We start from the raw sequence: 22,522 nt of genomic DNA on the forward strand, positions 1-22,522 counted from the left end.
CGAGGGCGGGCCTTCGGCTGTCCGTGGATCACCCCGTGAGGGCCGCCCCGGCCGCTGATGCCTGTCGAGCCCTCACACCGGCCGGAACCACACCGTGGCCAGCGGCGGCAGCGTGAGGGAGAGCGACACCGGGTGGCCGTGGGAGGGGGTCGGCTCCGGCTTCAGGGGATCGGGGTTGCCCACGCCTCCGCCGCCGTAGCGGGACTCGTCCGTGTTCAGGATCTCCTGCCACGCCCCGGGCACCTCGGGCACGCCCAGGCGGTACTCCGACCGGACCACCGGAGAGAAGTTGGAGACCGAGAGCAGCGGCGCGCCCTCCGCGTCACGGCGGACGAAGGCGAACACGTTGTCCTCCGCCGCGTCGCCCGCCACCCAGGCGAAGCCCGCCGGATCCGTGTCGCGCTGCCACAGGGCGGGCTGCGCCTCGTACACCCGGTTCAGGTCGCGGACCAGATCGCGTACGCCCCGGTGGTCCGACTCGGCGCTGTAGGACGGGTCGAGCAGCCACCAGTCCGGGCCGTGGCCCTCCGACCACTCCGCTCCCTGCGCGAACTCCTGCCCCATGAAGAGGAGTTGCTTGCCGGGGTGGGACCACATGAAGCCCAGGTAGGCGCGGTGGGTGGCGCGCTGCTGCCACCAGTCGCCGGGCATCTTCGAGACGAGGGCCCGCTTGCCGTGGACCACCTCGTCGTGCGAGATCGGCAGCACGTAGTTCTCGCTGTAGGCGTACACCATCGAGAACGTCATCTCGCTGTGGTGGTACTTGCGGTGCACCGGCTCGTGCTGGACGTAGCCCAGCGAGTCGTGCATCCAGCCCATGTTCCACTTCAGGCCGAAGCCCAGGCCGCCGTGGTCGGTGGGGCGGGTCACGCCGTCCCACGCCGTCGACTCCTCGGCGATGGTCACCACGCCGGGGCAGCGCCGGTAGACCGTCGCGTTCATCTCCTGGAGGAAGGCCACCGCGTCCAGGTTCTCGCGGCCGCCGTGCTCGTTGGGGCTCCACTCGCCGTCCTCGCGCGAGTAGTCCAGGTAGAGCATGGAGGCCACCGCGTCGACCCGGAGGCCGTCGACGTGGAACTCCTCGCACCAGTACGTCGCGTTGGCCACCAGGAAGTTGCGGACCTCCTTGCGGCCGTAGTCGAATTCGAGCGTGCCCCAGTCGGGGTGCTCGGCGCGCGCCGGGTCCTCGTGCTCGTACAGGGTGCGCCCGTCGAACCGCGCGAGCGCCCAGTCGTCCTTGGGGAAGTGGGCCGGCACCCAGTCCACGATCACGCCGATGCCCGCCTCGTGCAGCGCGTCCACCAGGTGGCGGAAGTCGTCGGGCGTCCCCATCCGGGCCGTCGGGGCGTAGAAGCCCGTCACCTGGTAGCCCCAGGACCCGCCGAAGGGATGCTCCGCCACCGGCAGGAACTCGACGTGCGTGAAGCCCAGGTCCTTGACGTAGGTCGGCAGCTGGTCGGCGAGTTGACGGTACGTCAGGCGCGGTCGCCAGGACGCCAGATGGACCTCGTAGACCGAGAACGGGGCCTCGTGCACCGGCCGGGCGGTCCTGCGGGCCATCCAGTCCTGGTCCCGCCAGACGTGGTGCGACTCGGTGACGATCGAGGCGTTGGCGGGCGGCACCTCCGTGCGCCGGGCCATCGGGTCGGCCCGCAGGGTGTGGCTCCCGTCGGGGCGCATGATGTCGAACTTGTACAGTGCCCCGTCGCCCAGGCCGGGCAGGAACAGCTCCCACACGCCGGTCGAGCCGAGCGAGCGCATGGGGTGGGCGGTGCCGTCCCAGTAGCAGAAGTCGCCGGTGACCCGGACGCCCTGGGCGTTCGGCGCCCACACCGTGAACCGGGTCCCCGTCACGCCCTGGTGGGCCATCGGGCGGGCGCCGAGCGCCGTCCACAGCTCCTCGTGCCGCCCCTCGCCGATCAGATGCAGGTCGAGGTCGCCGAGCGACGGCAGGAAGCGGTACGGGTCCTGCACCTCGATCTCGGTGTCCTCGTAGGTGACCAGGAGGGTGTAGTCCGGGATCTCGCGCAGCGGCAGCACCCCGGAGAACAGGCCGTCGCCGTCGTCGTGCAGCTCGGCCCGCAGGCCCTTGCCGAGCACGGTCACGGCCTGCGCGTACGGGCGCAGCGCCCGGAACGCCACCCCGCCGCGCACCGGATGCGCGCCGAGCAGGGCGTGCGGATCGTGGTGGCCGCCGGCGAGCAGGCGGGCCCGGTCCGCGGCGGCGAGGGCGGGCGCGGGGCGTACGCCACGACTCGCCGCCCGGCGCGGCGCGGGCGGCGCCTTGGCGGGCTTCTCCGCCGGCGCCGCGGCCTTGGCGGCGCGGGGGGCGGGTTCGGAGGAGTTGCGGGCGGGGCGCGGGGTCACGGGGTGGGCCTCCTCAAGTGAGGTCGTGCACGGGTGAGTTCAGGACCCGGCCAGGCGGCGGATCGCCGCCATGGGCACGGGCAGCCAGTCGGGGCGGTGCCGGGCCTCGTAGAGCACCTCGTACACCGCCTTGTCGGTCTCGTACGCGCGCAGCAGCTCGGGCGACTCGCGGGGGTCGGAGCCCGACCGCGCCGCGTAGCCCGCGCAGTACGCGTCCCGGCAGTCGGTGGCCCAGTGCGGGTCGGGCGGGCGCGCGGAGCACGACGCGTAGTCGAAGGAGCGCAGCATGCCCGCGACGTCGCGGACGGGGGGCTGGGGGCGGCGGCGCTCGGCGAGCGGGCGGGCCGGCTCGCCCTCGAAGTCGATCACCGACCAGGGGCCGTCGGCGGGCCGCAGGGCCTGGCCCAGGTGGAGATCGCCGTGCACGCGCTGCGCCGTGCCCGCCGAATCGAGGGCCGCGACCGCCTCGAACGCCGCGCGCAGGCCCGGCACATGAGGTGCGAGGGCGGGCACCGCCTGGGCGGTGGAGTCCAGGCGCTCGGTCATCGCGGCCGCGATCAGCGCCGTCTGCGGGCGGCCGAGGGTGATCGGCGCGAAGGCCTCCGCGAGGGCGAGGTGCACCTCGGCGGTGGCCCGCCCGAGTTCGTACGCCTCCTCCGTGAAGGGGCGTTTCTCGGCGAGCGAGGCGAGCGCCAGGGTCCAGCCGTCCTCGGCGCCGCGCAGGAACGGCTGGAGCACGCCGAGGGTCGCGTCCTGGGGCTCGGAGGTGCGGAACCAGGCGGCCGGGGCGGGCACCCGGTCGCAGCCCTGGCGGGCCAGCGCCCACGGCAGTTCCAGATCCGGATTGACACCCGGCTGCACCCGGCGGAACACCTTCAGGATGTACGAATCCCCGTACACCAGCGAGGAGTTGGACTGTTCCACCCCCAGTAGCCGCGGTGCCAGGCCCGGCGGGACCCGCACGTCCGGGGCGTGCTCGAAGCTCAGCGGGCCCACCGAGCCGGGGGTGCGCAGCCGCTCCAGGAGCAGCGCCGCGGACTGCGGGTCCTGGAGGGCGTCGTAGACCGTGCGCCCGGCCAGCGGGCCGTGGTGCGCGCGGCCGATCAGGGCGGGGGCGAGCCGGGGCGGCAGCTGGTCGCGCACCCCGAGCAGGAGCTGGTAGCAGTCGGCGGGCGCCGCCGCGGCCTCGGCGGGGACCGGCGGCGGTGCGTGTTCGGTGCGGACAAGCAGGTGCAGGAAGCCGGGCAGCAGCTCGGTCGCGGTGAGCAGCGCGAAGTCCGTGACGGGACGGCCCTTGCCCGCGAACCAGCGCTGCCGGGGCAGCCATTCGTGCAGGAGCGGGGCGAGCGAGGTCAGCAGCCGGGTGAGGGGAAGGCCGGTGGTACGGGGCGGTGCGGCCTTGGGCATGGCGGCGCATCCTTTCCCCGGGCACACATCGAGTTGCGCAGAGTGTCCCGGATTGCAACAGAAGCTGTCCGGCGGCGCGCGGGGTTCGGGGTTCAGAGTGCCCCGGGCGAAGCGGCCGAAACCGCCTCGCCCCGGGCGGCGGGTCAGGCGGTGGCGGGGTCCTTCCGCAACCGGAACCAGTAGAAGCCGTGGCCGGCCAGGGTGAGCAGATACGGCCATTCGCCGATCGCCGGGAAGCGCACCCCGCCGATCAGCTCGACCGGATGCATCCCGTTGAACGCCCTCAGGTCCAGCTCGGTGGGCTGCGGGAAGCGCGAGAAGTTGTGCACGCACAGCACCAGGTCGTCCCGGCGCTCGCGCAGGAACGCGAGGACGGCCGGGTTCGACGACATCAGCTCGGTGTACGAGCCGAGCCCGAAGGCGGGGTTCTGCTTGCGGATCTCGATCATCCGCCGGGTCCAGTGGAGCAGCGAGGACGGCGAGGCCATGGCCGCCTCGACGTTGGTCACCTGGTAGCCGTAGACCGGGTCCATGATCGTGGGCAGGTAGAGCCGGCCCGGGTCGCAGGAGGAGAAGCCCGCGTTGCGGTCCGGGGTCCACTGCATCGGCGTCCGCACCGCGTCGCGGTCGCCGAGCCAGATGTTGTCGCCCATCCCGATCTCGTCGCCGTAGTAGAGGATCGGCGAGCCGGGCAGCGAGAGCAGCAGCGCGGTGAACAGCTCGATCTGGTTGCGGTCGTTGTCGAGCAGCGGGGCGAGCCGGCGCCGGATGCCGATGTTGGCCCGCATCCGGGGATCCTTGGCGTACTCGGCGTACATGTAGTCGCGCTCTTCGTCCGTGACCATTTCGAGGGTGAGCTCGTCGTGGTTGCGCAGGAAGATGCCCCACTGGGCGTTGCGCGGGATGGCCGGGGTCTTGGCGAGGATTTCGGATACGGGGTAGCGCGACTCGCGCCGCACCGCCATGAAGATGCGCGGCATCACCGGGAAGTGGAACGCCATGTGGCACTCGTCGCCGCCCTTCGCGTAGTCGCCGAAGTAGTCGACGACGTCCTCGGGCCACTGGTTGGCCTCGGCGAGCAGCACCGTGTCCGGGTAGCTGGCGTCGATCTCGGCGCGCACCCGCTTGAGGAACTCATGCGTTGCCGGAAGGTTTTCGCAGTTGGTTCCCTCCTCCTGGTACAGATAGGGCACCGCGTCGAGGCGGAAGCCGTCGATGCCCAGGTCGAGCCAGAAGCGCAGCGCGGAGACGATCTCCTCCTGCACGGCCGGGTTCTCGTAGTTGAGGTCGGGCTGGTGGGAGAAGAAGCGGTGCCAGTAGTACTGCTTGCGGACCGGGTCGAAGGTCCAGTTGGAGGTCTCGGTGTCGACGAAGATGATCCGGGCGTCCTGGAACTGCTTGTCGTCGTCGGCCCAGACGTAGTAGTCGCCGTAGGGACCCTGCGGGTCCTTGCGCGACTCCTGGAACCACTCGTGCTGGTCGCTGGTGTGGTTCATCACGAAGTCGATGATCACGCGCATGCCGCGCTGGTGGGCGGCGTCCACGAACTCCACGAAGTCGGCGAGGTCGCCGAACTCGGGCAGGACGGCGGTGTAGTCCGAGACGTCGTAGCCGCCGTCCCGCAGCGGGGATTTGAAGAACGGCGGCAGCCAGAGGCAGTCGACACCCAGCCATTGCAGATAGTCCAGCTTGGCGGTGATGCCCTTGAGATCCCCTACGCCATCGCCGTTGCTGTCCTGGAAGGACCGCACGAGCACCTCGTAGAACACCGCGCGCTTGAACCACTCGGGGTCGCGATCCTTGGCGGGGGTGTCCTCGAAGGTGTCGTGGACGGGCTCGTTGACGATCATGGTGTGGGTGACCCTCCGATCGGCGGGGACGGTCGCAGGACCAGGATGTGCGCGGGCGCTCGGCCCGGCTCCAGACGCACGTAATTGGCCCTGCCCCAGTGGTAGGTCTCACCGGTGAGCTCGTCGCGCACCGGGACGGACTCGTCCCACGCGAGGCCGAGTGCCGGCATGTCCAACGAGACCGTTGCCTCCTGGGTGTGGTGGGGGTCGAGGTTGGCGACCACCACAATGGTGTTCGACCCCGCCCGTTTGCTGTAGGCGATCAGCGCGTCGTTCCCGGTGTCGTGGAAGTGGACCGAGCGCAGCTGCCGCAGCGCCGGATGGCGGCGCCTGATGCGGTTGAGCGCGGTGATCAGCGGGGCGATCGAGCGGCCCTCGCGCTCGGCCGACTCCCAGTCGCGGGGCCGCAGTTGGTACTTCTCCGAGTCCAGGTACTCCTCGCTGCCTGGCTTGGCCGGGGTGTTCTCGCACAGTTCGTATCCGGCGTAGACACCCCACGACGGGGAGAGCGTGGCGGCGAGCACCGCCCGCACCTCGAAGGCGGGACGGCCGCCCTCCTGGAGGTAGGCGTGCAGGATGTCGGGGGTGTTCACGAAGAAATTGGGCCGCATGTACGGCGCGGACTCGCCCGCCAGTTCGGTGACGTACTCGGTGAGCTCGTGCCGGGTGTTGCGCCAGGTGAAGTAGGTGTACGACTGCTGGAAGCCGATCTTTGCCAGGGTCTGCATCATCGCGGGCCGGGTGAAGGCCTCGGCCAGGAAGATCACGTCCGGGTCGGTGCCGTTGATCTCGGCGATGACCCTTTCCCAGAAGACGACCGGCTTGGTGTGGGGGTTGTCGACGCGGAAGATCCGTACGCCGTGCCCCATCCAGAACCGCAGCAGCCGCACCGTCTCCTCGATCAGGCCGGGCATGTCCCGGTCGAAGGCGATCGGGTAGATGTCCTGGTACTTCTTGGGCGGGTTCTCGGCGTACGCGATCGTGCCGTCGGCCCGGTGGTGGAACCACTCGGGGTGCTTGTCGACCCAGGGGTGGTCCGGGGAGCACTGGAGGGCGAAGTCGAGCGCGACCTCCAGGCGCAGCTCGCGGGCGGCGGCCACGAAGTCGTCGAAGTCGTCGAGGGTGCCGAGGTCGGGGTGGACGGCGTCGTGCCCGCCGTCGGGCGAGCCGATCGCCCAGGGCACCCCGACATCCCAACGCCCCGCCTTCAGGCTGTTGTTGGGGCCCTTGCGGTACGTGGTGCCAATGGGATGGATGGGGGGCAGATAGACCACGTCGAAGCCCATCGCGGCGATGGCGGGGAGCCGTTCGGCCGCGGTGCGGAAGGTGCCGGAGACCGGCTTGCCGCGCTTCTTGAGGACGGCGCCCTCCGAGCGCGGGAACATCTCGTACCAGGAGCCGAACAGGGCGCGCTCGCGCTCGACGAGCAGGGGCATCGGGGGCGAGGCCGTGACGAGCTCGCGCAACGGGTGGTCCGCGAGGGCGGCCTCCGCCTCCGGGGCGTGGGCCGCGGCGAGCCGCTCCGCGGGGGCGCGGCCCGTGTCCCGCAGGGCGTCCGCCACGGCCAGCACCGCCTCGCGCCGCCCCTTGGCCTTGGGCACCCCGGCCGCGGCCCGCTCGTACAGCGCGGCGCCCTCGGCCAGGACCAGCTCGGTGTCGATGCCGGCCGGGATCTTGATGTGGGCGTGGTGGAGCCAGGTGGCGACCGGGTCGCCCCAGGCCTCCACGGTGTAGGTCCATCTGCCCTCGGCGTCCGGGGTGACCTCGGCGCCCCAGCGGTCGGTGCCGGGGGCGAGCTCGCGCATCGGGGTGAAGGGTCCGGCCCGGCCTCCCGGGTCGCGCAGCACGACATTGGCCGCGACGGCGTCGTGGCCCTCGCGGAAGACGGTGGCGGTGACCTGGAAGCTCTCGCCGGCCACCGCCTTGGCGGGCCGGGTGCCGCACTCGACGGCGGGTCGTACGTCGAGCACGGGGATGCGGCCGATTGACGGGTTCGGGTTCACGGGCTCACCTGCGGGTGATTGGTAGGGTTTGCCGCGTTTGCGGGAATCTGTCCTTTTTAACTGCTCCGTTGACGGCTGACCGGCTGCGGGCATGGCCGCTCCTGTCCGCGTTCACTCGAATGGCGTGCGGGAGGGACTGCGGGACTGCGTTACCGAGTGAGCCTTCCACGGTGTACGGGTGGGCATTCCGGCAGCTTGTTAACTACCTGCGCGTAACGGTTCAGACAAGGAAACAGCCGCGCCTTTCGTGGACAGCGGCGCAAACTTTGCCTACCCGTAGGTCAGGTGAGGCGGCGTCAGGACGCGCGCCGGGCCCGGAAGCGGAATCCGCGGGCGGCGCCGCGAGGCGCTGTGGTTGACGGGGCGCGTCGGCACTACCTTCGGGAGTGAAGGAGGGGCGCACATCGCGGTGTGCCCACCCCGGTACGTATCTCCCCTGCGAAGGTGGAAGCGTGAAGGCAATCCGTCGATTCACCGTGCGCCCTGTCCTGCCCGACGCCCTCCGGCCGCTGAGCGACCTCGCGCGCAATCTGCGCTGGTCCTGGCACACGGAGACCCGAGAACTCTTCCAGGCCGTGGATCCCGAGGGCTGGCGGGCGGCGGGTGAGGACCCCGTGCGACTGCTCGGCGCCGTCAGCGCCGCCCGGCTCGACTCGCTCGCCCAGGACCGCCGCTTCCTGCGCAGACTCACCGCCGCCGCCGACGACCTCGACGACTATCTGCACGGCCGCCGCTGGTACCAGGAGCAGAGCGGTGAACTCCCGTCCGCCATCGGCTACTTCTCGCCGGAGTTCGGCATCACCGCGGCCCTGCCGCAGTACTCCGGCGGCCTCGGCATCCTCGCCGGGGACCATCTCAAATCCGCCAGCGACCTCGGCGTACCGCTCATCGGGGTCGGCCTCCTCTACCGGCACGGCTACTTCCGCCAGTCCCTGTCGCGGGACGGCTGGCAGCAGGAGCACTACCCGCTGCTCGACCCCAATGAGCTGCCCGTCTCGCTCCTGCGGGAGGAGGACGGCACCCCGGTCAGGGTCTCGCTCGCGCTGCCCGGCGGCCGGGCCCTGCACGCCACCGTCTGGCAGGCCCGGGTCGGCCGGGTCCCCCTGCTCATGCTCGACTCGGACGTCGAGGAGAACGCCCCCGGCGAGCGCGACGTCACCGACCGGCTGTACGGCGGCGGCAGCGAGCACCGGCTGCTCCAGGAGATGCTGCTCGGCATCGGCGGCGTACGGGCGGTACGCGCGTACTGCCGCCTCACCGGCCACCCGGCCCCCGAGGTGTTCCACACCAACGAGGGCCACGCCGGCTTCCTCGGACTCGAAAGGATCCGCGAACTCGCGGGCGAGGGACTGGAATTCGACGCCGCGCTCGAAGCCGTGCGCGCCGGAACCGTGTTCACCACCCACACCCCGGTGCCGGCCGGAATCGACCGCTTCGACCGCGAGCTGATCGCCCGCCACCTCGGCGACGACGGCGAGCTGCCCGGGGTGCCCGTCGAGAAGATCCTCCAGCTCGGCATGGAGACCTACCCCGGCGGCGAGCCGAACCTCTTCAACATGGCCGTGATGGGGCTGCGGCTCGCCCAGCGGGCCAACGGCGTCTCCACCCTGCACGGCGCGGTCAGCCGGGAGATGTTCGCGGGCCTGTGGCCGGGGTTCGACGCCCAGGAGGTGCCCATCACCTCCGTCACCAACGGCGTGCACGCCCCGACCTGGGTCGCGCCCGAGGTCTTCCGGCTCGGCGCCCGGCAGATCGGCCCGGGCCGTACCGAGGACGCGCTGACCGTGGGCGGCTCGGACCGCTGGGACGCGGTCGCCGACATCCCGGACGCCGAGATCTGGGAGCTGCGCCGGGAGCTGCGCGAGCAACTGGTCACCGAGGCCCGCGAGCGGCTGCGCGCCTCGTGGCGCCAGCGCGGCGCCGGAACGGCCGAACTCGGCTGGATCGACGGGGTGTTGAACCCGGACATCCTCACCATCGGCTTCGCCCGGCGGGTGCCCTCCTACAAGCGGCTCACGCTGATGCTGCGCGACCGGGACCGGCTGATGGAGCTGCTGCTGCATCCGACCCGGCCGGTGCAGATCGTCGTCGCGGGCAAGGCGCACCCCGCCGACGACGGCGGCAAGCGGCTGGTGCGGGAGCTGGTGAAGTTCGCCGACGATCCGCGGGTGCGCCACCGGATCGTGTTCCTGCCCGACTACGGCATGGCCATGGCGCAGAAGCTCTATCCGGGCTGCGACGTGTGGCTCAACAACCCGCTGCGCCCGCTGGAGGCCTGCGGTACCAGCGGCATGAAGGCGGCCCTCAACGGCTGCCTCAACCTCTCGGTCCTGGACGGCTGGTGGGACGAGTGGTTCGAGCCCGACTTCGGCTGGGCCATCCCCACCGCCGACGGCGCCGCGACCGACGAGGACCGCCGCGACGAGCTGGAGGCCAACGCGCTGTACGACCTCATCGAGGACCGGGTCGCGCCGCGTTTCTACGACCGGGGCCCCACCGGGCTGCCGGACCGCTGGATCGAGATGGTCCGCCAGACCCTCACCACCCTGGGGCCGAAGGTGCTCGCGGGACGGATGGTGCGGGAGTATGTGACCCGGCTGTACGCGCCCGCCGCCGCGGCGCACCGGGCCCTCGACCCGGTCACGGCGGGGGAGCTGGCGCACTGGAAGGCGCGGGTGCGCGGTGCCTGGCCGAAAGTCGCCGTCGACCATGTCGAGGCGCTGGCGCCCGCGGCCGCGGCGCCCAACGGCACCGCCGAGCTCGGCTCCACGCTCGCGCTGCGGGTGCGGGTCGCGCTCGGCGACCTCGGGCCCGACGACGTCGAGGTGCAGGCGGTGGCCGGCCGGGTGGACGCGGCCGACGCCATCGCGGACGCGGCGACCTTCCCGCTGAAACCGGCGGGCGGCCCCGATCTGGAGGGCCGCTGGATGTACGAGGGGCCGCTCGCGCTCGACCGCACGGGACCGTTCGGCTACACCGTCCGGGTGCTGCCGGCCCACCGCCATCTGGCGACGTACGCGGAGCTGGGCCTGGTGGCGGGCCCGACCGAGGCGACGGGGGAGGGCGCGGGCGTGCTCATGCGCTGAGCCCGGGGCGCGGCCGGACGGCGCGTACGGCCGCGGACATGGGCGGTGCCCGGAGCCTCATGGGCTCCGGGCACCTTCACTTTCCGGCCAGCCGCCTGGTCAGAAGGTGAGCTTCCAGGGGGACCTCACGGCGTGCGCGGGTCCGGGTCCGTGGAAGGCGGGTGGCTCAGAAGGACAGCTTGAAGTCGGTGATGGTGCCGACGTCGTACTGGGCCTTGTCCTGGACCTTGAGCTTCCAGGTGCCGTTCGCCGGGACGCTGGAGGCGTTCACGGTGTACGTCTTGTCCAGGTTCTGCGTGGAGTCCGAAGAGGAGTTCTTCAGCCGGAACGAGGTGCCGTTCGGGGCCACGAGGTCGATCTGGAGGTCACCGATGTAGGTGTGGGTGATCTTGACCCCGACCTGGAGGGCGGACGGCGCGTTGCCGGTGATGCCCGAGACGGTGACCGGGTCGGTGACCGCGGCGCCCGGGTAGTCCGGGATGGCCACCCGGGCCGTGCTCTCGAACACCTTGCCACCGGGGTTGCCGCCGCCGGCGCGGGCGCCGACGTTGATGGCCGCCCAGGCGTTGGTGACGTTGGTGACCTCGGCGCTGTTCGCCCCGTACAGCTCGGTCGCCGCGGCGATGGTGCCCGCGCGGGCACCCGCGTAGTCCGTGCTGGAGTTGAACTTGGTGGTGAGCGCCTTGTACCAGATCAGCTGGGCCTTGTCGCGGCCGATGGCGGTCACGGGCAGGCCGTCGGAGGTCGGCGAGTCGTAGCTCACGCCGTTGATGACCTTGGCGCCGCTGCCCTCGGAGGCCAGGTAGAACCAGTGGTTCGCCGGGCCCGAGGAGTAGTGGACGTCGAGGTTGCCGACGCCGGAGTACCAGCTGTCCGCGGAGCCGCCGTCCTTGCTCGGCTTGTCCATGTAGCGCAGCGGGGTGCCGTCACCGTTGATGTTGATCTTCTCGCCGATGAGGTAGTCACCCGGGTCCGAGGGGTTGTTCGCGTAGAACTCCACGGAGGTGCCCATGATGTCGGAGGTGGCCTCGTTGAGGCCGCCCGACTCGTCGGCGTAGTTGAGGCCCGCGGTGGCCGCCGTGACGCCGTGCGACATCTCGTGGCCCGCCACGTCGAGCGAGGTCAGCGGGTCGTTGTTGCCCGCGCCGTCGCCGTACGTCATGCAGAAGCAGCTGTCGTCCCAGAACGCGTTCACATACGCGTTGCCGTAGTGGACGCGGGAGTACGCGCCGACGCCGTCGCCGCGGATGCCGCTGCGGCCGAAGACGTTCTTGTAGAAGTCCCAGGTCACCCCGGCGCCGTAGGCGGCGTCCGCGCCGGCGGTCGCGGCGTTGGAGTTGGTGCCGTCGCCCCAGGTGTCGTTGTTCTGCGTGAACAGCGAGCCGGTGCCGGACGTGCCGTGGTTCAGGTTGTACGTCTTGTGGCCGCCGCGCGGGCTGTCCGTCAGGGTGTAACTCGACCCGGACTGCGTCGAGTTGAGGCTGACCTGTCCGCTGTAGTGGGTGTTGCCGACACCGGTCTCGATGCCCTGCCACTGGTGCAGCTTGGCGCCCGTCCGGGCGTCCGTGATGACGTGCAGCTTGTTCGGGGTGCCGTCGTCCTGGACGCCGCCCACGATCGTCTCGTACGCGAGGGTCGGAGCGCCCTTGACCATCCAGATGACCTTGCGGGCGCTGTCCGCCTTGTCCGCCTTGGAACCCGCGGCCTTGGCGGCCTTGAGCGCCTGGCCCTCGGCGGTGGCCGGGGCGTTGGCGGGGGCCGCGGTGGAGACGCCCTTCAGCTGGGCGCTGTTGGCCTTGGCGACGTTCTTCGTCTTGCCGGCCACGGTGTCGACCATCAGGTCGCCGCCGAGCACGGGCAGACCCTCGTACGTGCGCTCGTAGCGGGTGTGCGTGGTGCCGTCCTGGTCCTTGGACACATCGTGGACGACGAGCTTCTCCTGCGCGCCGAGGCCGAGTTCCTTGGCGGTGGCCGCGGTGGTGGCGTTCGCCTGGCGTATGAGCTCGGCGCGCTGGGAGGGGCTGAGACTCGCGGGCAGGGCGCCCGGGTTGCGTACCGCCTGGGCCTTGAGGGCCGCGGTGGCCGCGGAGTCGTCGGGGCGTGCGCTGGCGCTACCTGCCTGGACGCCGACACTGATCATGGCGGCTGCGGCGATCAGGGCGCCGGTGGCGGTGGCACGACGACGGTGCGTGGATCTCACGCGAACTCCTTCTGCGAGGGGGTTCCGGCCGACTGGGTGGGGTCGGCCGGGCAGAGCAAAGCGGAGCGGGTGCGGCACCTGAGCGTGCTGCGGGAAAACTGTGTGCGTGGAACGGGGAGAGAGTGCCAGCAGATGAGAACTGGTGTCAGGAGCGCGTCAAAAAGTTGGCCGAAACACGTCCGTTGACCGAAGGACGCCGTTCGTTAACCGGACGTTTCGGCAATGATGACGGCGAGCCCGTCCAGAAGTCGTTCGAGCCCGAAACCGAAGAGCGAGTCCAAGTCGAGTGTGAACGGCTCGTGTTCGAAGATGGTGCTCAGGACGGGGTAGGCGCCGCTCGACACGATGGCCGCAAACCGACGCCCGTTGCGGTCCATCCACTCGTCGCTGGAGACCCCGGTGTCCCGGAGGGCGTCGCCCTCCAACTCCATGGCCACGCCGAGACCCTGGAGGAACGCGATCAGCACCAGGTGGGCGTGCATGACCTGGTGCACGTCCAGGCTCGTGCCGCGCAGCGCCCGCAGCACCCACTCGGTGTACCGCATCGCCTCCGGCATCGGGTCCGGCCGGATGAAGGACGCCATGGCCCGCGCCATCCACGGGTGCCTGCGGTACGCGGCCCACAGCAGCCGTGCCGCGTGCGTCAGTTGGGCCCGCCAGTCACCGGTCGGGCGCCCGAGGTCCATCTCGCCGAACCCCACGTCCGTCATGAGGCGTACGAGTTCGCCCTTGTTCGGCACGTGCCGGTAGAGCGCCATCGTGGAGGTGCCGAGGTCGCCCGCGATCCTCCGCATCGAGACCCCGGCCGGGCCCTCGGTGTCCGCGATGCGGACCGCGGCGGCCACGACGGTCTCCCGGCTCAACGCGGCCGCACCGCCCGCCGTGTGCGGGGGACCGGCCTCGGCGACCACCGTGCCCACCCCCGGCACCGCCCGCACCAGGCCCTCCCGCGCGAGGGCGGCCAGCGCCTTGGTCGCGGTCGCCATCGCCACCCCCGACTCGCGCACGATGGCCCGCGTGGACGGCACCCGGTCGCCCGGCGCGAGCTCCCCCGAGGCGATGCGGCGGCGGATCCCGGCGGCGATGGTGAGGTAGGGCGGCTGCTCGGTCACGGCGGGCAGTGTACTAGTGCGCCCGACGGTGTCCCACCCCTGCAAACAGGGGAGTTGACGAGGTGCACTAGCCCGCCGGTGGCAGCGTACGCCCGACGCTGTTTCGCTACCGCCATGGACACCACCACCGGCCCCCTCGCGGGCCGCACGGACCCCGCCCCGCCGCGCGCCGGGCGCCGGGAATGGACCGCGCTCGCCGTCCTCATGCTGCCGCTCCTGCTCGTCTCGATGGACGTCTCCGTCCTCTACTTCGCCATCCCGTTCATCAGCGAGGACCTGGCGCCCAGCTCCACCGAGCAGCTGTGGATCCTCGACATGTACGGCTTCGTGCTCGCCGGGCTCCTCATCACCATGGGCGCGCTCGGCGACCGGATCGGGCGCCGCCGCCTCGTGATCGCCGGGGCGGCCGTCTTCGGCCTGGCCTCGTGCGCGGCGGCCTACGCCGGCTCGCCCCAACTCCTGATCGCGGTACGGGCGTTGCTCGGCGTCGGCGGCGCCGCGCTCATGCCCTCCACGCTGGCCCTGATCCGCAACCTCTTCCACGACGAGAAGCAGCGCGCGCAGGCGGTCACCGCCTGGACCGCCGTCATGACCGCGGGCATCTCCTTCGGCCCCGTCGTCAGCGGGGCCCTGCTCGAACACTTCTGGTGGGGCTCGGTGTTCCTCATCAACCTGCCCGCGATGCTCCTCCTGCTGATCCTGGCCCCGCTGCTGCTGCCCGAGGTGCGCCGACGGGCCCCCGGCCGCTTCGACTGGCCGAGCGCCGTGCTCTCGCCGGCCGGGCTGCTCCCCGTGATCCAGGGGATCAAGCAACTCGCCCGGGACGGCATGGCGTTGGTGCCGGTCCTGTCCGTCGTGGCCGGGCTCGTCCTGCTGTCCGTCTTCGTCCGGCGGCAGTCCAGGATCGCCCACCCCCTGGTCGACCTGGAGCTGCTGCGCCGACGCACCTATGGCGGGGCCGTGCTCGCCAACATCTTCGCCATCGCGGCGACCATCGGGATGGCGGTGTTCCTCACGCAGTACCTCCAGTCCGTGCTGGGCAAGAGCCCGTTCCAGGCGGCGCTGTGGAGCCTGGTGCCCGCGAGCGGCGCGTTCGTGGGCGCCCCCACCGGGGCCGTCCTCGCGCGGCGCTTCGACCGGGGGAGCGTCATGGCGGGCGGCTTCGCCGTGTCCGGCTGCGGCTTCCTCGCGCTGACCCAGGTCCACACCGACTCGCCGCTCTGGTTCACCCTCACCGCCTGCGCCGTCTACTCCTCGGGCCTCGTCGCGGCGATGGCCCTCGCCAACGAGCTCGCCCTGGGCGCGGCCCCGCCCGAGCGGGCAGGATCGGCGGCCGCGGTCCTGGAATCGGGCCAGGAGCTGGGCGGGGCCCTGGGCATGGCGATCCTCGGCTCGGTGGGCGCGGCGGTCTACCGGCACGGCATGACCGATGCGCCGACCGCGGCCCGCGAGACGCTGGGCGGGGCGCTGGCGAGCGTGCACGGGCGCGACCTGTCGACGGCGTTCTCCGCCTTCACCCGGGGGCTGGACTTCGCGGCGTTCGGGGCGGTGGGGCTCATGGGTGGGGCGGCCGTTCTCTCCCTGACGCTGCTCAGGGGTCGGCGGGGTTCTGCTCCCTCGGGGAGGTGAGGGGGCCCTCCGGGGGTTGTTGATGCGGGGCGGACCGGGGCTTTCGCGCAGTTCCCCGCGCCCCTTGGGGGGTTGGACGGATGGTTGCCCGCGCCCCTGAGGGGGTTGGGCCGGGGGGTACTGTCGGGCGTCTGATCAGAACGTCGCGAGGAGTACCGCCATGACCGACCTTCGTACCGGGCCGCCCCACTTCGGCAGCGAGCGGGAGATGGTGCGGGCCTTTCTCGACTACCACCGCGCCACGCTGGCCATGAAGTGCGCGGGGCTCGGCGACGAGGAGCTGCGGCGAAGGTCCATGCCGCCCTCCACGCTCACGCTGCTCGGGCTCGTGCGGCACATGGCCGAGGTCGAACGGACCTGGTTCCGCAGGGTGTTCGAGGACCAGGACATCCCGATGGTCTGGTCGGACAAGATCGACTTCCAGGCGGCGTACGACGTGAGCGAGGCCACCGGGGCCGAGGCGTTCGCGGCCTGGGAGGCCGAGGTCGAGCACTCCCGGCGGATCGAGCGCGAAGCCGAGTCCCTCGACCTCGCGGGTCACCAGCCGCGCTGGGGCGAGGACGTGTCGCTGCGCATGGTGATGCTGCACATGATCCACGAGTACGCCCGCCACAACGGCCACGCCGACCTGCTGCGCGAGGGCGTCGACGGAACGGTGGGCGCCTGAGTCCGAGGGCTCAGCGCCAGGGGATGTTCCGCCAGGGGCTGCCCTCGTGCTCGGTGAGGACCCGGTGCGCCTCGACGTTCTGCTGGTAGTAGCGCCCGTACGACTCCTCGTCGAAGCGCAGCACCCGGCCGAGGGCGTACGCCGCCGAGAAGTCCTCCCAGGACCGGTAGGCCGACTTGCTGAGGGCGCCCGCGTAGACGATCGCCTGCTCCGCCTCGTGCGGGGTGCAGAAGCGCGCTTCGAGGCCCCAGCGCGCCAGGTTCACCGCCCGCCCGTAGTCGTAGGCGACCGTGGTGAGGACCCGGCCGTCCGGAGCGAGCAGCCCGTCGGCGCGGAACCGGGCCTCGTACCGGATGATGCGCCGCACCAGCGCCTCGATCTCCTTGACGGAGCCCTGGTCGATCCCGATGTCCTGGGCGTGCCCGGCGGCCGTCTCGCGCCACAGCTCGGCCGGTGGCGGCTCGCCGAGCCCGGACCGCAGCTCCTCGCGCACCCCGAGGACGAAGTCGGGTTCCGGCGGGCTGTTGCGCGCGTCCAGAAGGGCGTCCAACTGCCGCTTGAATCCCGCGGGTTCGGTGATGCCCCAGGACGCGCGCAGCGACGCGAGCTGGCGGGCGTAGCCCTGGTGGACGGTGCCGACCTCGTTCCACGGCACGTCGTTCACGACCGCCAGATGCGCGCCGCAGGCCAGGCCGTAGGCGAGCGGGCCGTGCAGCGCGCCGTGCCGCAGCGCGGTCAGCCGGACGCCCGGGCGCTCGGCCTCCTCGTGGACGCGGCGCCAGACGGCACGGTGCTCGGGCGATGCGGGCAGGAAGAGCTGGGCCGGGGTGCCCGGGTTGACCGCGAGCAGCTGGTTCGGCTCGCGCCAGCCGAAGTCGGCGGCCCACTTCAGGGACACGTCGTGGAACACCCAGTCCGGATGCCACTGCGGGAGCATCCCCCGGGTCAGCACCGGCTTGCACAGCCAGCCCGACGGGTCCCGGTAGGAGGGCCAGTGCACCAGGTCGGGCCGCGCGTCGACCTGGGTCTTCGGTGCGCCGATGTACAGCTCCTCGCGGGCGAGGACGCGCAGCTGCGCCTCCACGTCACCGCGCAGCCCGGCCGTGTGGAGCAGCCACTCCGTCTCGGTCGGCGCCGCCCAGTTGGTTTCCGTCCCCGTTGCCACGCCCCGATCCTACGAACCCCTCCCCGGGCCCGGCGCGGCAGGTGGGGGAAAGTCGCAGGTCGGGGTGGGCGCGCGCCTCGCCGCGGACGAGCGGGAGCGGACCAAAGGCGCCGGGACCTCGTGGCGGCGTGCGCCCGCGCGTTACAGTCCGCGGATGATCCCTCCCCGTGAAGTGCTGCCCGGTGGCGTCGTGTTGAGGCTGGTGTCCCCCGACGACGCCGAGGCCCTGCACCGCGCCTATCTGGCGAACCGGGAGTACCTGGCGCCCTGGGAGCCCCGCCGGCCGGACGACTTCTTCACCGTCGGGGGGCAGGCCGAGCGCATCGCCGAGCGGCTCAAGGAGTTCGCGGAAGGGCGCGGGGTGCCCTGGGTGTTCGAGGACGACGGCGCCGTCGTGGGCACCATCACGCTCTCCGGGCTGGTGCTCGGCCCGTTCCGCAGCGCCAGTCTGGGCTACTGGGTGGCAGCCGACCGGCGCGGACGGGGCCTGGCCGGAGCCGGGGTGACGCGGGTCTGCGCAGCGGCCAGCGACCTGTTCGGCCTGCACCGCGTCGAGGCCGGCACGTTGCTCGACAACACCGCCTCGCAGCGCGTCCTGGCGAAGAGCGGCTTCGAGTCCATCGGGGTGGCGCCGCGCTATCTGCACATCAACGGGCAGTGGCGCGACCACCGCCTGTTCCAGCGCATCCTGCACGACGGCCCGCCCGGCGACTAGGCGCGGGACCGGCAGCCCCCGAGCGCCGCCGGTCCCGTGCAACGTCTCCGGCGCCGCTCAGGCCAGGCTGTCGCGCCAGGCGCGGTGCAGGCCCGCGAAGCGGCCCGTGCCCGCGATCAGGTCGGCGGGAGAGCCGTCCTCGACGATGCGGCCCCGCTCCATGACCAGGACCCGGTCCGCGACCTCGACCGTGGACAGCCGGTGGGCGATCACCACCGCCGTACGGCCGTGGAGGACCGTGTGCATGGCGCGCTGCACCGCCCGCTCGCCCGGGATGTCCAGAGAGCTGGTCGCCTCGTCGAGGATCAGGACCGCCGGGTCGGCGAGCAACGCCCGCGCGAAGGCGACGAGTTGGCGCTGCCCCGCCGAGATGCGGCCGCCCCGCTTGCGTACGTCCGTGTCGTAGCCGTCGGGCAGACCCGCGATGAAGTCGTGCGCGCCGATCGCCTTCGCGGCCTGCTCGATCTCCTCCCGGGTGGCGTCCGGCCGGCCGATCGCGATGTTCTCCGCGACCGTGCCGGAGAACAGGAACGCCTCCTGGGTGACCATGACGACCCCGCGCCGCAGGTCCCGTACGGACAGCTCGCGCAGATCCGTCCCGTCCAGCAGGACGCGGCCCTCGGTCGGATCGTAGAAGCGGGCCAGGAGCTTGGCGAGGGTGGACTTGCCCGCGCCCGTCGAGCCGACCACGGCCACGGTCTGGCCCGCCGGGATGGTCAGGTCGAACCGCGGCAGCACCTCGCCGCCGGTCCGGTAGCCGAAGCCGACCTGCTCGAAGTCGACGCGGCGGCCCGGGAGTTCACCCGCGCGCCCAGGCAGCTCGGACGGCCGGACCGGCTCCGGCACGGACGGGGTCTGGGCGAGCAGCCCGGCGACCTTCTCCAGGGACGCGGCGGCCGACTGGTAGGAGTTGAGGAACATGCCGAGCCGGTCGATGGGGTCGTACAGGCGGCGCAGGTACAGCACCGCGGCCGCGAGCACGCCCAGCTCCAGGTCGCCGTCCGCGACCCGGGTGGCGCCCCACAGCACCATGGCGGCGACGGCCGTGTTGGCGACCAGCCGGGAGCCCACCACATAGCGGGCCATCTCCAGGAGCGCGTCGCCGTTCTTGCGCTCGTGCCTGCGGTTCAGCTCCTGGAACTCGGCGTCGTTGGCCCGCTCCCGCCGGAACGCCCGCACCGGCCGGATGCCGTTCAGGGTCTCGGCGAACTTGACGATCACCGCCGCGATCGCCGTGGACCGCGCCGCGTACACCGCTCCCGCCCGGCGCTGGTAGAGCCGGATCAGGAAGTGCAGCGGCACATAGGAGGCGACGGCGAGCGCGCCGATGCCCCAGTCGAGCCAGAGCAGCATCGCGCAGATGTAGACCGAGGAGAGGATCACCCCGATCAGTTCCTGCAGCCCCTCACTGAGCAGCTCCCGCAGCGACTCGACGTCCGTGGTGGAGCGCGAGATCAACCGGCCCGAGGTGTACCGCTCGTGGAAGTCCACGCTCAGCGCCTGGGCGTGCCGGAAGATCCGCCCGCGCAGGTCGAGCAGCACGTCCTGGTTGACCCGCGCGGAGGTCCGGACGAACGCGTACTGGAAGAACCCGGAGGCCAGCGCGCACAGCAGGTATCCCGCGCCGATGGCGATCAGCGGCCCGTAGTCGTGCGCGCGGAACGCCGGGACACCCCGGTCGATGGCGTACGCGACGAGCAGCGGCCCCGCCTGTGCGGCGGCCTGCTGCACCACGAGCATGAGCGTCGCGATCACCACGCGGCGGCGCAGCGGCCGCAGCAGTGACCTGAGCAGCGCGCCGGTCGCGCCCGGGGGAGCGGGCAGTTCGTCCCGGTCGAAGGGGTCGCCGTCACGGCCCGCGCCGCCGGGCGGCAGCTCCTCTTCGCTGGTGGCCTGCTCGGCCCCGACCGTCGTGGTCATCGCCCGTCCTCCCCGTCGCCCTGGTCGCCCTCGTGGTCGTGCTCGCCCGCGCCCGACATCAGCCAGGCGTACTCGGCGTTGTCGCGCAGCAGTTCCTGGTGTGTGCCGACGGCCGCGATCCTGCCGTCCGACAGGAGTGCCACCCGGTCGGCGAGCATCACCGTGGACGGGCGGTGCGCCACGACCAGCGCGGTGGTCTCCCGCAGCACCCGCCGCAGCGCCGCCTCGACCAGCGCCTCCGTGTGGACGTCCAGGGCCGACAGCGGGTCGTCGAGGATCAGGAACCTCGGCTGCCCCACCACCGCCCGCGCCAGCGCGAGCCGCTGCCGCTGCCCGCCCGACAGACTCAGCCCCTGCTCACCGACCTGGGTGTCCACGCCCTGCGGCAACTGCCGTACGAACTGGGCCTGCGCGATGTCGAGCGCCCGCTCCAGATCGGCCGAACTCCCGCCGCCCATCAGCACGTTGTCCCCGACGGAGGCCGAGAACAGGGTGGGCTCCTCGAACGCGACCGAGACGAGACCGCGCAGCCGGTCCCGGGACATCGCCGCGATGTCCTCCCCGTCCAGGGTGATCCGGCCCCCGCTCAGCTCGTGCAGCCGCGGTACGAGCGCGGTGAGCGTGGTCTTCCCGGACCCGGTCCCGCCGACCAGAGCCATCGTCTCCCCGGCCCGAATGTGCAGATCGACCCCCGCGAGCACGGGCGGGCCCCCGTCCCCCGCATCGGGATACCGAAAGACCACCCCCTCGAACCGAATCCCACCCCGATCCCCGGAGCCCCCCTCCGCCACGAGCCCCCTGCGACCCGCGAGCTCATCAGGAGACGTAACACCCCCGTCCCTCTGGACGCCTGTTGCCGCGATCCCGGAGACCGCGTCAGCCTCTAGGACCCCTGCCGCCCCGAGCCGGTCAGCCTCTCGGGCGTCGGCCGGTTCAGCGCCTGCGGCGCGGTGTGGCGCGACGGGGGCTGCCGCCTCACCGTCTCGGGCGTCGGCGGGTGCGATGTCGGCCCCGGTGGGCTGGGGGGCCACTTCAGCCCCTCCGGCGTTCGAGGAGCGGGGGTCCGGGGGCAGCGCCCCCGGTGCGCGGTTCGCGGACGACGTGCTCGCGGGAGCGGTCCCGAGGGCGTGGCCCTCGCCGGGGACCGGGGCGGAGCCCCGAGCGGCGTCCAGGGGCGCGGCCCCCTGGGGGTGGCCCGGGGGCAGCGCCCCCGAGGGGTGGCCCGTGGAGGCACCCGGCGCCTCCACTTCCTCCTCCGCGTCCATGACCTCGAAGAACCGCGCCGTCGCCGTCGCGGACTCCTGGCTCATCGCGAGCAGGAACCCGATCGACTCCACCGGCCACCGCAGGGCAAGCGCCGTGGAAAGGAACGCCACCAGCGTGCCGGCCGAGAGGTCCCCGTCGGCCACCTGCACCGTGCCGAGCACGAGCGCCGCGCCGATGGCGAGTTCGGGGATCGTGGTGATCAGGCCCCAGAGCCCGGCGAGCAGCCGCGCCTTGGCGAGCTCGGTGCCGCGCAGCCGCCCGGAGAGTTCGCGGAAGGCCAGCGCCTGGCTGCGGTGCTGACCGAACCCCTTGATGATCCGGATGCCGAGCACGCTCTCCTCGACGACGGTCGTCAGATCGCCCACCTGGTCCTGCGCCTGGCGGGCGACCAGCGAGTAGCGGGTCTCGAAGAGCGAGCACAGGACCACCAGCGGGATCACCGGCACGAGCAGCACCAGCCCGAGGCTCCACTGCTGCGACAGCAGGATGGCGAACCCGGCCAGGATCGTCACCCCGTTGACGACGAGGAAGGTCAGCGGGAACGCCAGGAACATCCGCAGCAGCATGAGATCCGTGGTGCCGCGCGACAGGAGCTGGCCCGAGGCCCAGCGGTCGTGGAACGCCACCGGAAGCCGCTGCACATGCCGGTACAGATCGGCCCGCATGTCCGCCTCGACGCTCGCGAGCGGGCGCGCCACGAGCCACCGCCGGAACCCGAAGAGCGCCGCCTCCGCCAGCCCGAGCAGCAGCAGGTACAGCGCGCCGAGCCACACCCCGCCCGGGTCGCGGTCGGCGACCGGGCCGTCCACGATCCACTTCAGTACGAGCGGGATCACCAGACCGAGGCAGGAGGCGACGATCGCCACACCGGCCGCGCTGAACAGGCGAGTTCGTACGGGGCGTACATACGGCCAGAGCCTCAGGAGCGAGCGCGTGGCCGACTGGTCCTTGGTAGCTGCATCTGTTTCGGACATCAGGGCCGAGCCTACGGACGGGCACTGACAGTGCCCAGTGAGTTTCGGACGGGTCCCGCTGGTCCGCTGGTCCTAGGACCGGTCGGGCCCCGGTGGGGGCGAGAGAGCACGCCCGGGAGCCGGGCGAAGAGGATCCCGCCCTGGTCGCAGCGCGCAGGGGT

Annotated in this window: 13 protein-coding genes; 4 read left to right on the plus strand and 9 right to left on the minus strand. The window is 72.1% G+C overall.

The window, feature by feature from the left end; all coding sequences use genetic code 11:
• Positions 1-72: 72 nt before the first annotated feature.
• The 4 genes from glgB to DT019_RS20090 all read right to left on the minus strand — a co-directional run bounded on the left by glgB (position 73) and on the right by DT019_RS20090 (position 7,720).
• Positions 73-2,367 (minus strand): 1,4-alpha-glucan branching enzyme, encoded by a 2,295-nt coding sequence (glgB, locus tag DT019_RS20075; protein ID WP_114038251.1) that lies wholly within the window; start codon positions 2,365-2,367, stop codon positions 73-75.
• A 39-nt stretch (positions 2,368-2,406) separates the two neighbouring features.
• The gene (locus DT019_RS20080; RefSeq protein WP_114038252.1) at positions 2,407-3,774 is read right to left on the minus strand and encodes a maltokinase N-terminal cap-like domain-containing protein; all 1,368 of its coding nucleotides are present in this window, start codon (positions 3,772-3,774) and stop codon (positions 2,407-2,409) included.
• A gap of 143 nt (positions 3,775-3,917) precedes the next feature.
• Complete coding sequence (gene treS, locus DT019_RS20085) at positions 3,918-5,624, minus strand: maltose alpha-D-glucosyltransferase (RefSeq protein WP_114038253.1); 1,707 nt, start codon at positions 5,622-5,624, stop codon at positions 3,918-3,920.
• Positions 5,621-7,720: an alpha-1,4-glucan--maltose-1-phosphate maltosyltransferase gene (locus tag DT019_RS20090; protein ID WP_114038254.1), complete on the minus strand. Its 2,100-nt coding sequence runs from the start codon at positions 7,718-7,720 to the stop codon at positions 5,621-5,623. Before DT019_RS20090 ends, treS begins: the two co-directional genes overlap by 4 nt.
• 359 nt (positions 7,721-8,079) lie before the next feature.
• On the opposite strand from DT019_RS20090, the gene glgP reads away from it, so the two are divergent.
• Positions 8,080-10,713, plus strand: coding sequence for an alpha-glucan family phosphorylase (gene glgP / locus DT019_RS20095; RefSeq protein ID WP_114038255.1), 2,634 nt, complete (start codon positions 8,080-8,082; stop codon positions 10,711-10,713).
• 166 nt (positions 10,714-10,879) lie between these two features.
• Here glgP and DT019_RS20100 read toward each other — a convergent pair whose 3' ends face one another.
• Positions 10,880-12,913, minus strand: coding sequence for a M4 family metallopeptidase (locus DT019_RS20100; protein ID WP_114038256.1), 2,034 nt, complete (start codon positions 12,911-12,913; stop codon positions 10,880-10,882).
• 203 nt (positions 12,914-13,116) lie between these two features.
• The gene (locus DT019_RS20105) at positions 13,117-14,025 is read right to left on the minus strand and encodes a TetR/AcrR family transcriptional regulator C-terminal domain-containing protein (RefSeq protein WP_114038257.1); all 909 of its coding nucleotides are present in this window, start codon (positions 14,023-14,025) and stop codon (positions 13,117-13,119) included.
• Positions 14,026-14,139: 114 nt separating this feature from the next.
• On the opposite strand from DT019_RS20105, the gene DT019_RS20110 reads away from it, so the two are divergent.
• Both DT019_RS20110 and DT019_RS20115 read left to right on the plus strand, forming a co-directional pair.
• Positions 14,140-15,654 (plus strand): MFS transporter, encoded by a 1,515-nt coding sequence (locus DT019_RS20110; protein WP_223279668.1) that lies wholly within the window; start codon positions 14,140-14,142, stop codon positions 15,652-15,654.
• A 160-nt stretch (positions 15,655-15,814) separates the two neighbouring features.
• On the plus strand, positions 15,815-16,321 hold the full coding sequence (locus DT019_RS20115; RefSeq protein WP_114038258.1) for a DinB family protein: 507 nt from the start codon (positions 15,815-15,817) through the stop codon (positions 16,319-16,321).
• 10 nt (positions 16,322-16,331) lie between these two features.
• Here DT019_RS20115 and DT019_RS20120 read toward each other — a convergent pair whose 3' ends face one another.
• Positions 16,332-17,486 (minus strand): DUF1266 domain-containing protein, encoded by a 1,155-nt coding sequence (locus DT019_RS20120; protein ID WP_114038259.1) that lies wholly within the window; start codon positions 17,484-17,486, stop codon positions 16,332-16,334.
• A 154-nt stretch (positions 17,487-17,640) separates the two neighbouring features.
• Here DT019_RS20120 and DT019_RS20125 point away from each other — a divergent pair, with 154 nt between their 5' ends.
• The gene (locus DT019_RS20125) at positions 17,641-18,201 is read left to right on the plus strand and encodes a GNAT family N-acetyltransferase (protein WP_114038364.1); all 561 of its coding nucleotides are present in this window, start codon (positions 17,641-17,643) and stop codon (positions 18,199-18,201) included.
• Positions 18,202-18,258: 57 nt separating this feature from the next.
• Here DT019_RS20125 and DT019_RS20130 read toward each other — a convergent pair whose 3' ends face one another.
• Both DT019_RS20130 and DT019_RS20135 read right to left on the minus strand, forming a co-directional pair.
• Positions 18,259-20,121, minus strand: a complete 1,863-nt coding sequence (locus DT019_RS20130) for an ABC transporter ATP-binding protein (protein ID WP_114038260.1) — start codon at positions 20,119-20,121, stop codon at positions 18,259-18,261.
• Positions 20,118-22,361: an ABC transporter ATP-binding protein gene (locus DT019_RS20135; protein ID WP_114038261.1), complete on the minus strand. Its 2,244-nt coding sequence runs from the start codon at positions 22,359-22,361 to the stop codon at positions 20,118-20,120. The genes DT019_RS20130 and DT019_RS20135 overlap by 4 nt, the downstream gene beginning before the upstream one ends.
• Positions 22,362-22,522 lie beyond the last annotated feature (161 nt).

The organism is Streptomyces sp. SDr-06 (assembly GCF_003324565.1).
Taxonomy (GTDB): Bacteria; Actinomycetota; Actinomycetes; order Streptomycetales; family Streptomycetaceae; genus Streptomyces.

Excerpts from the sequence above, each read along its gene's own strand:
- DT019_RS20135 (WP_114038261.1), bottom strand. The coding sequence starts at position 22,361 with ATGTCCGAAACAGATGCAGCTACCAAGGACCAGTCGGCCACGCGCTCG.
- DT019_RS20115 (WP_114038258.1), top strand. The coding sequence starts at position 15,815 with ATGACCGACCTTCGTACCGGGCCGCCCCACTTCGGCAGCGAGCGGGAG.
- DT019_RS20110 (WP_223279668.1), top strand. The coding sequence starts at position 14,140 with ATGGACACCACCACCGGCCCCCTCGCGGGCCGCACGGACCCCGCCCCG.
- DT019_RS20090 (WP_114038254.1), bottom strand. The coding sequence starts at position 7,720 with ATGCCCGCAGCCGGTCAGCCGTCAACGGAGCAGTTAAAAAGGACAGAT.
- DT019_RS20080 (WP_114038252.1), bottom strand. The coding sequence starts at position 3,774 with ATGCCCAAGGCCGCACCGCCCCGTACCACCGGCCTTCCCCTCACCCGG.
- DT019_RS20130 (WP_114038260.1), bottom strand. The coding sequence starts at position 20,121 with ATGACCACGACGGTCGGGGCCGAGCAGGCCACCAGCGAAGAGGAGCTG.
- treS (WP_114038253.1), bottom strand. The coding sequence starts at position 5,624 with ATGATCGTCAACGAGCCCGTCCACGACACCTTCGAGGACACCCCCGCC.
- DT019_RS20125 (WP_114038364.1), top strand. The coding sequence starts at position 17,641 with ATGATCCCTCCCCGTGAAGTGCTGCCCGGTGGCGTCGTGTTGAGGCTG.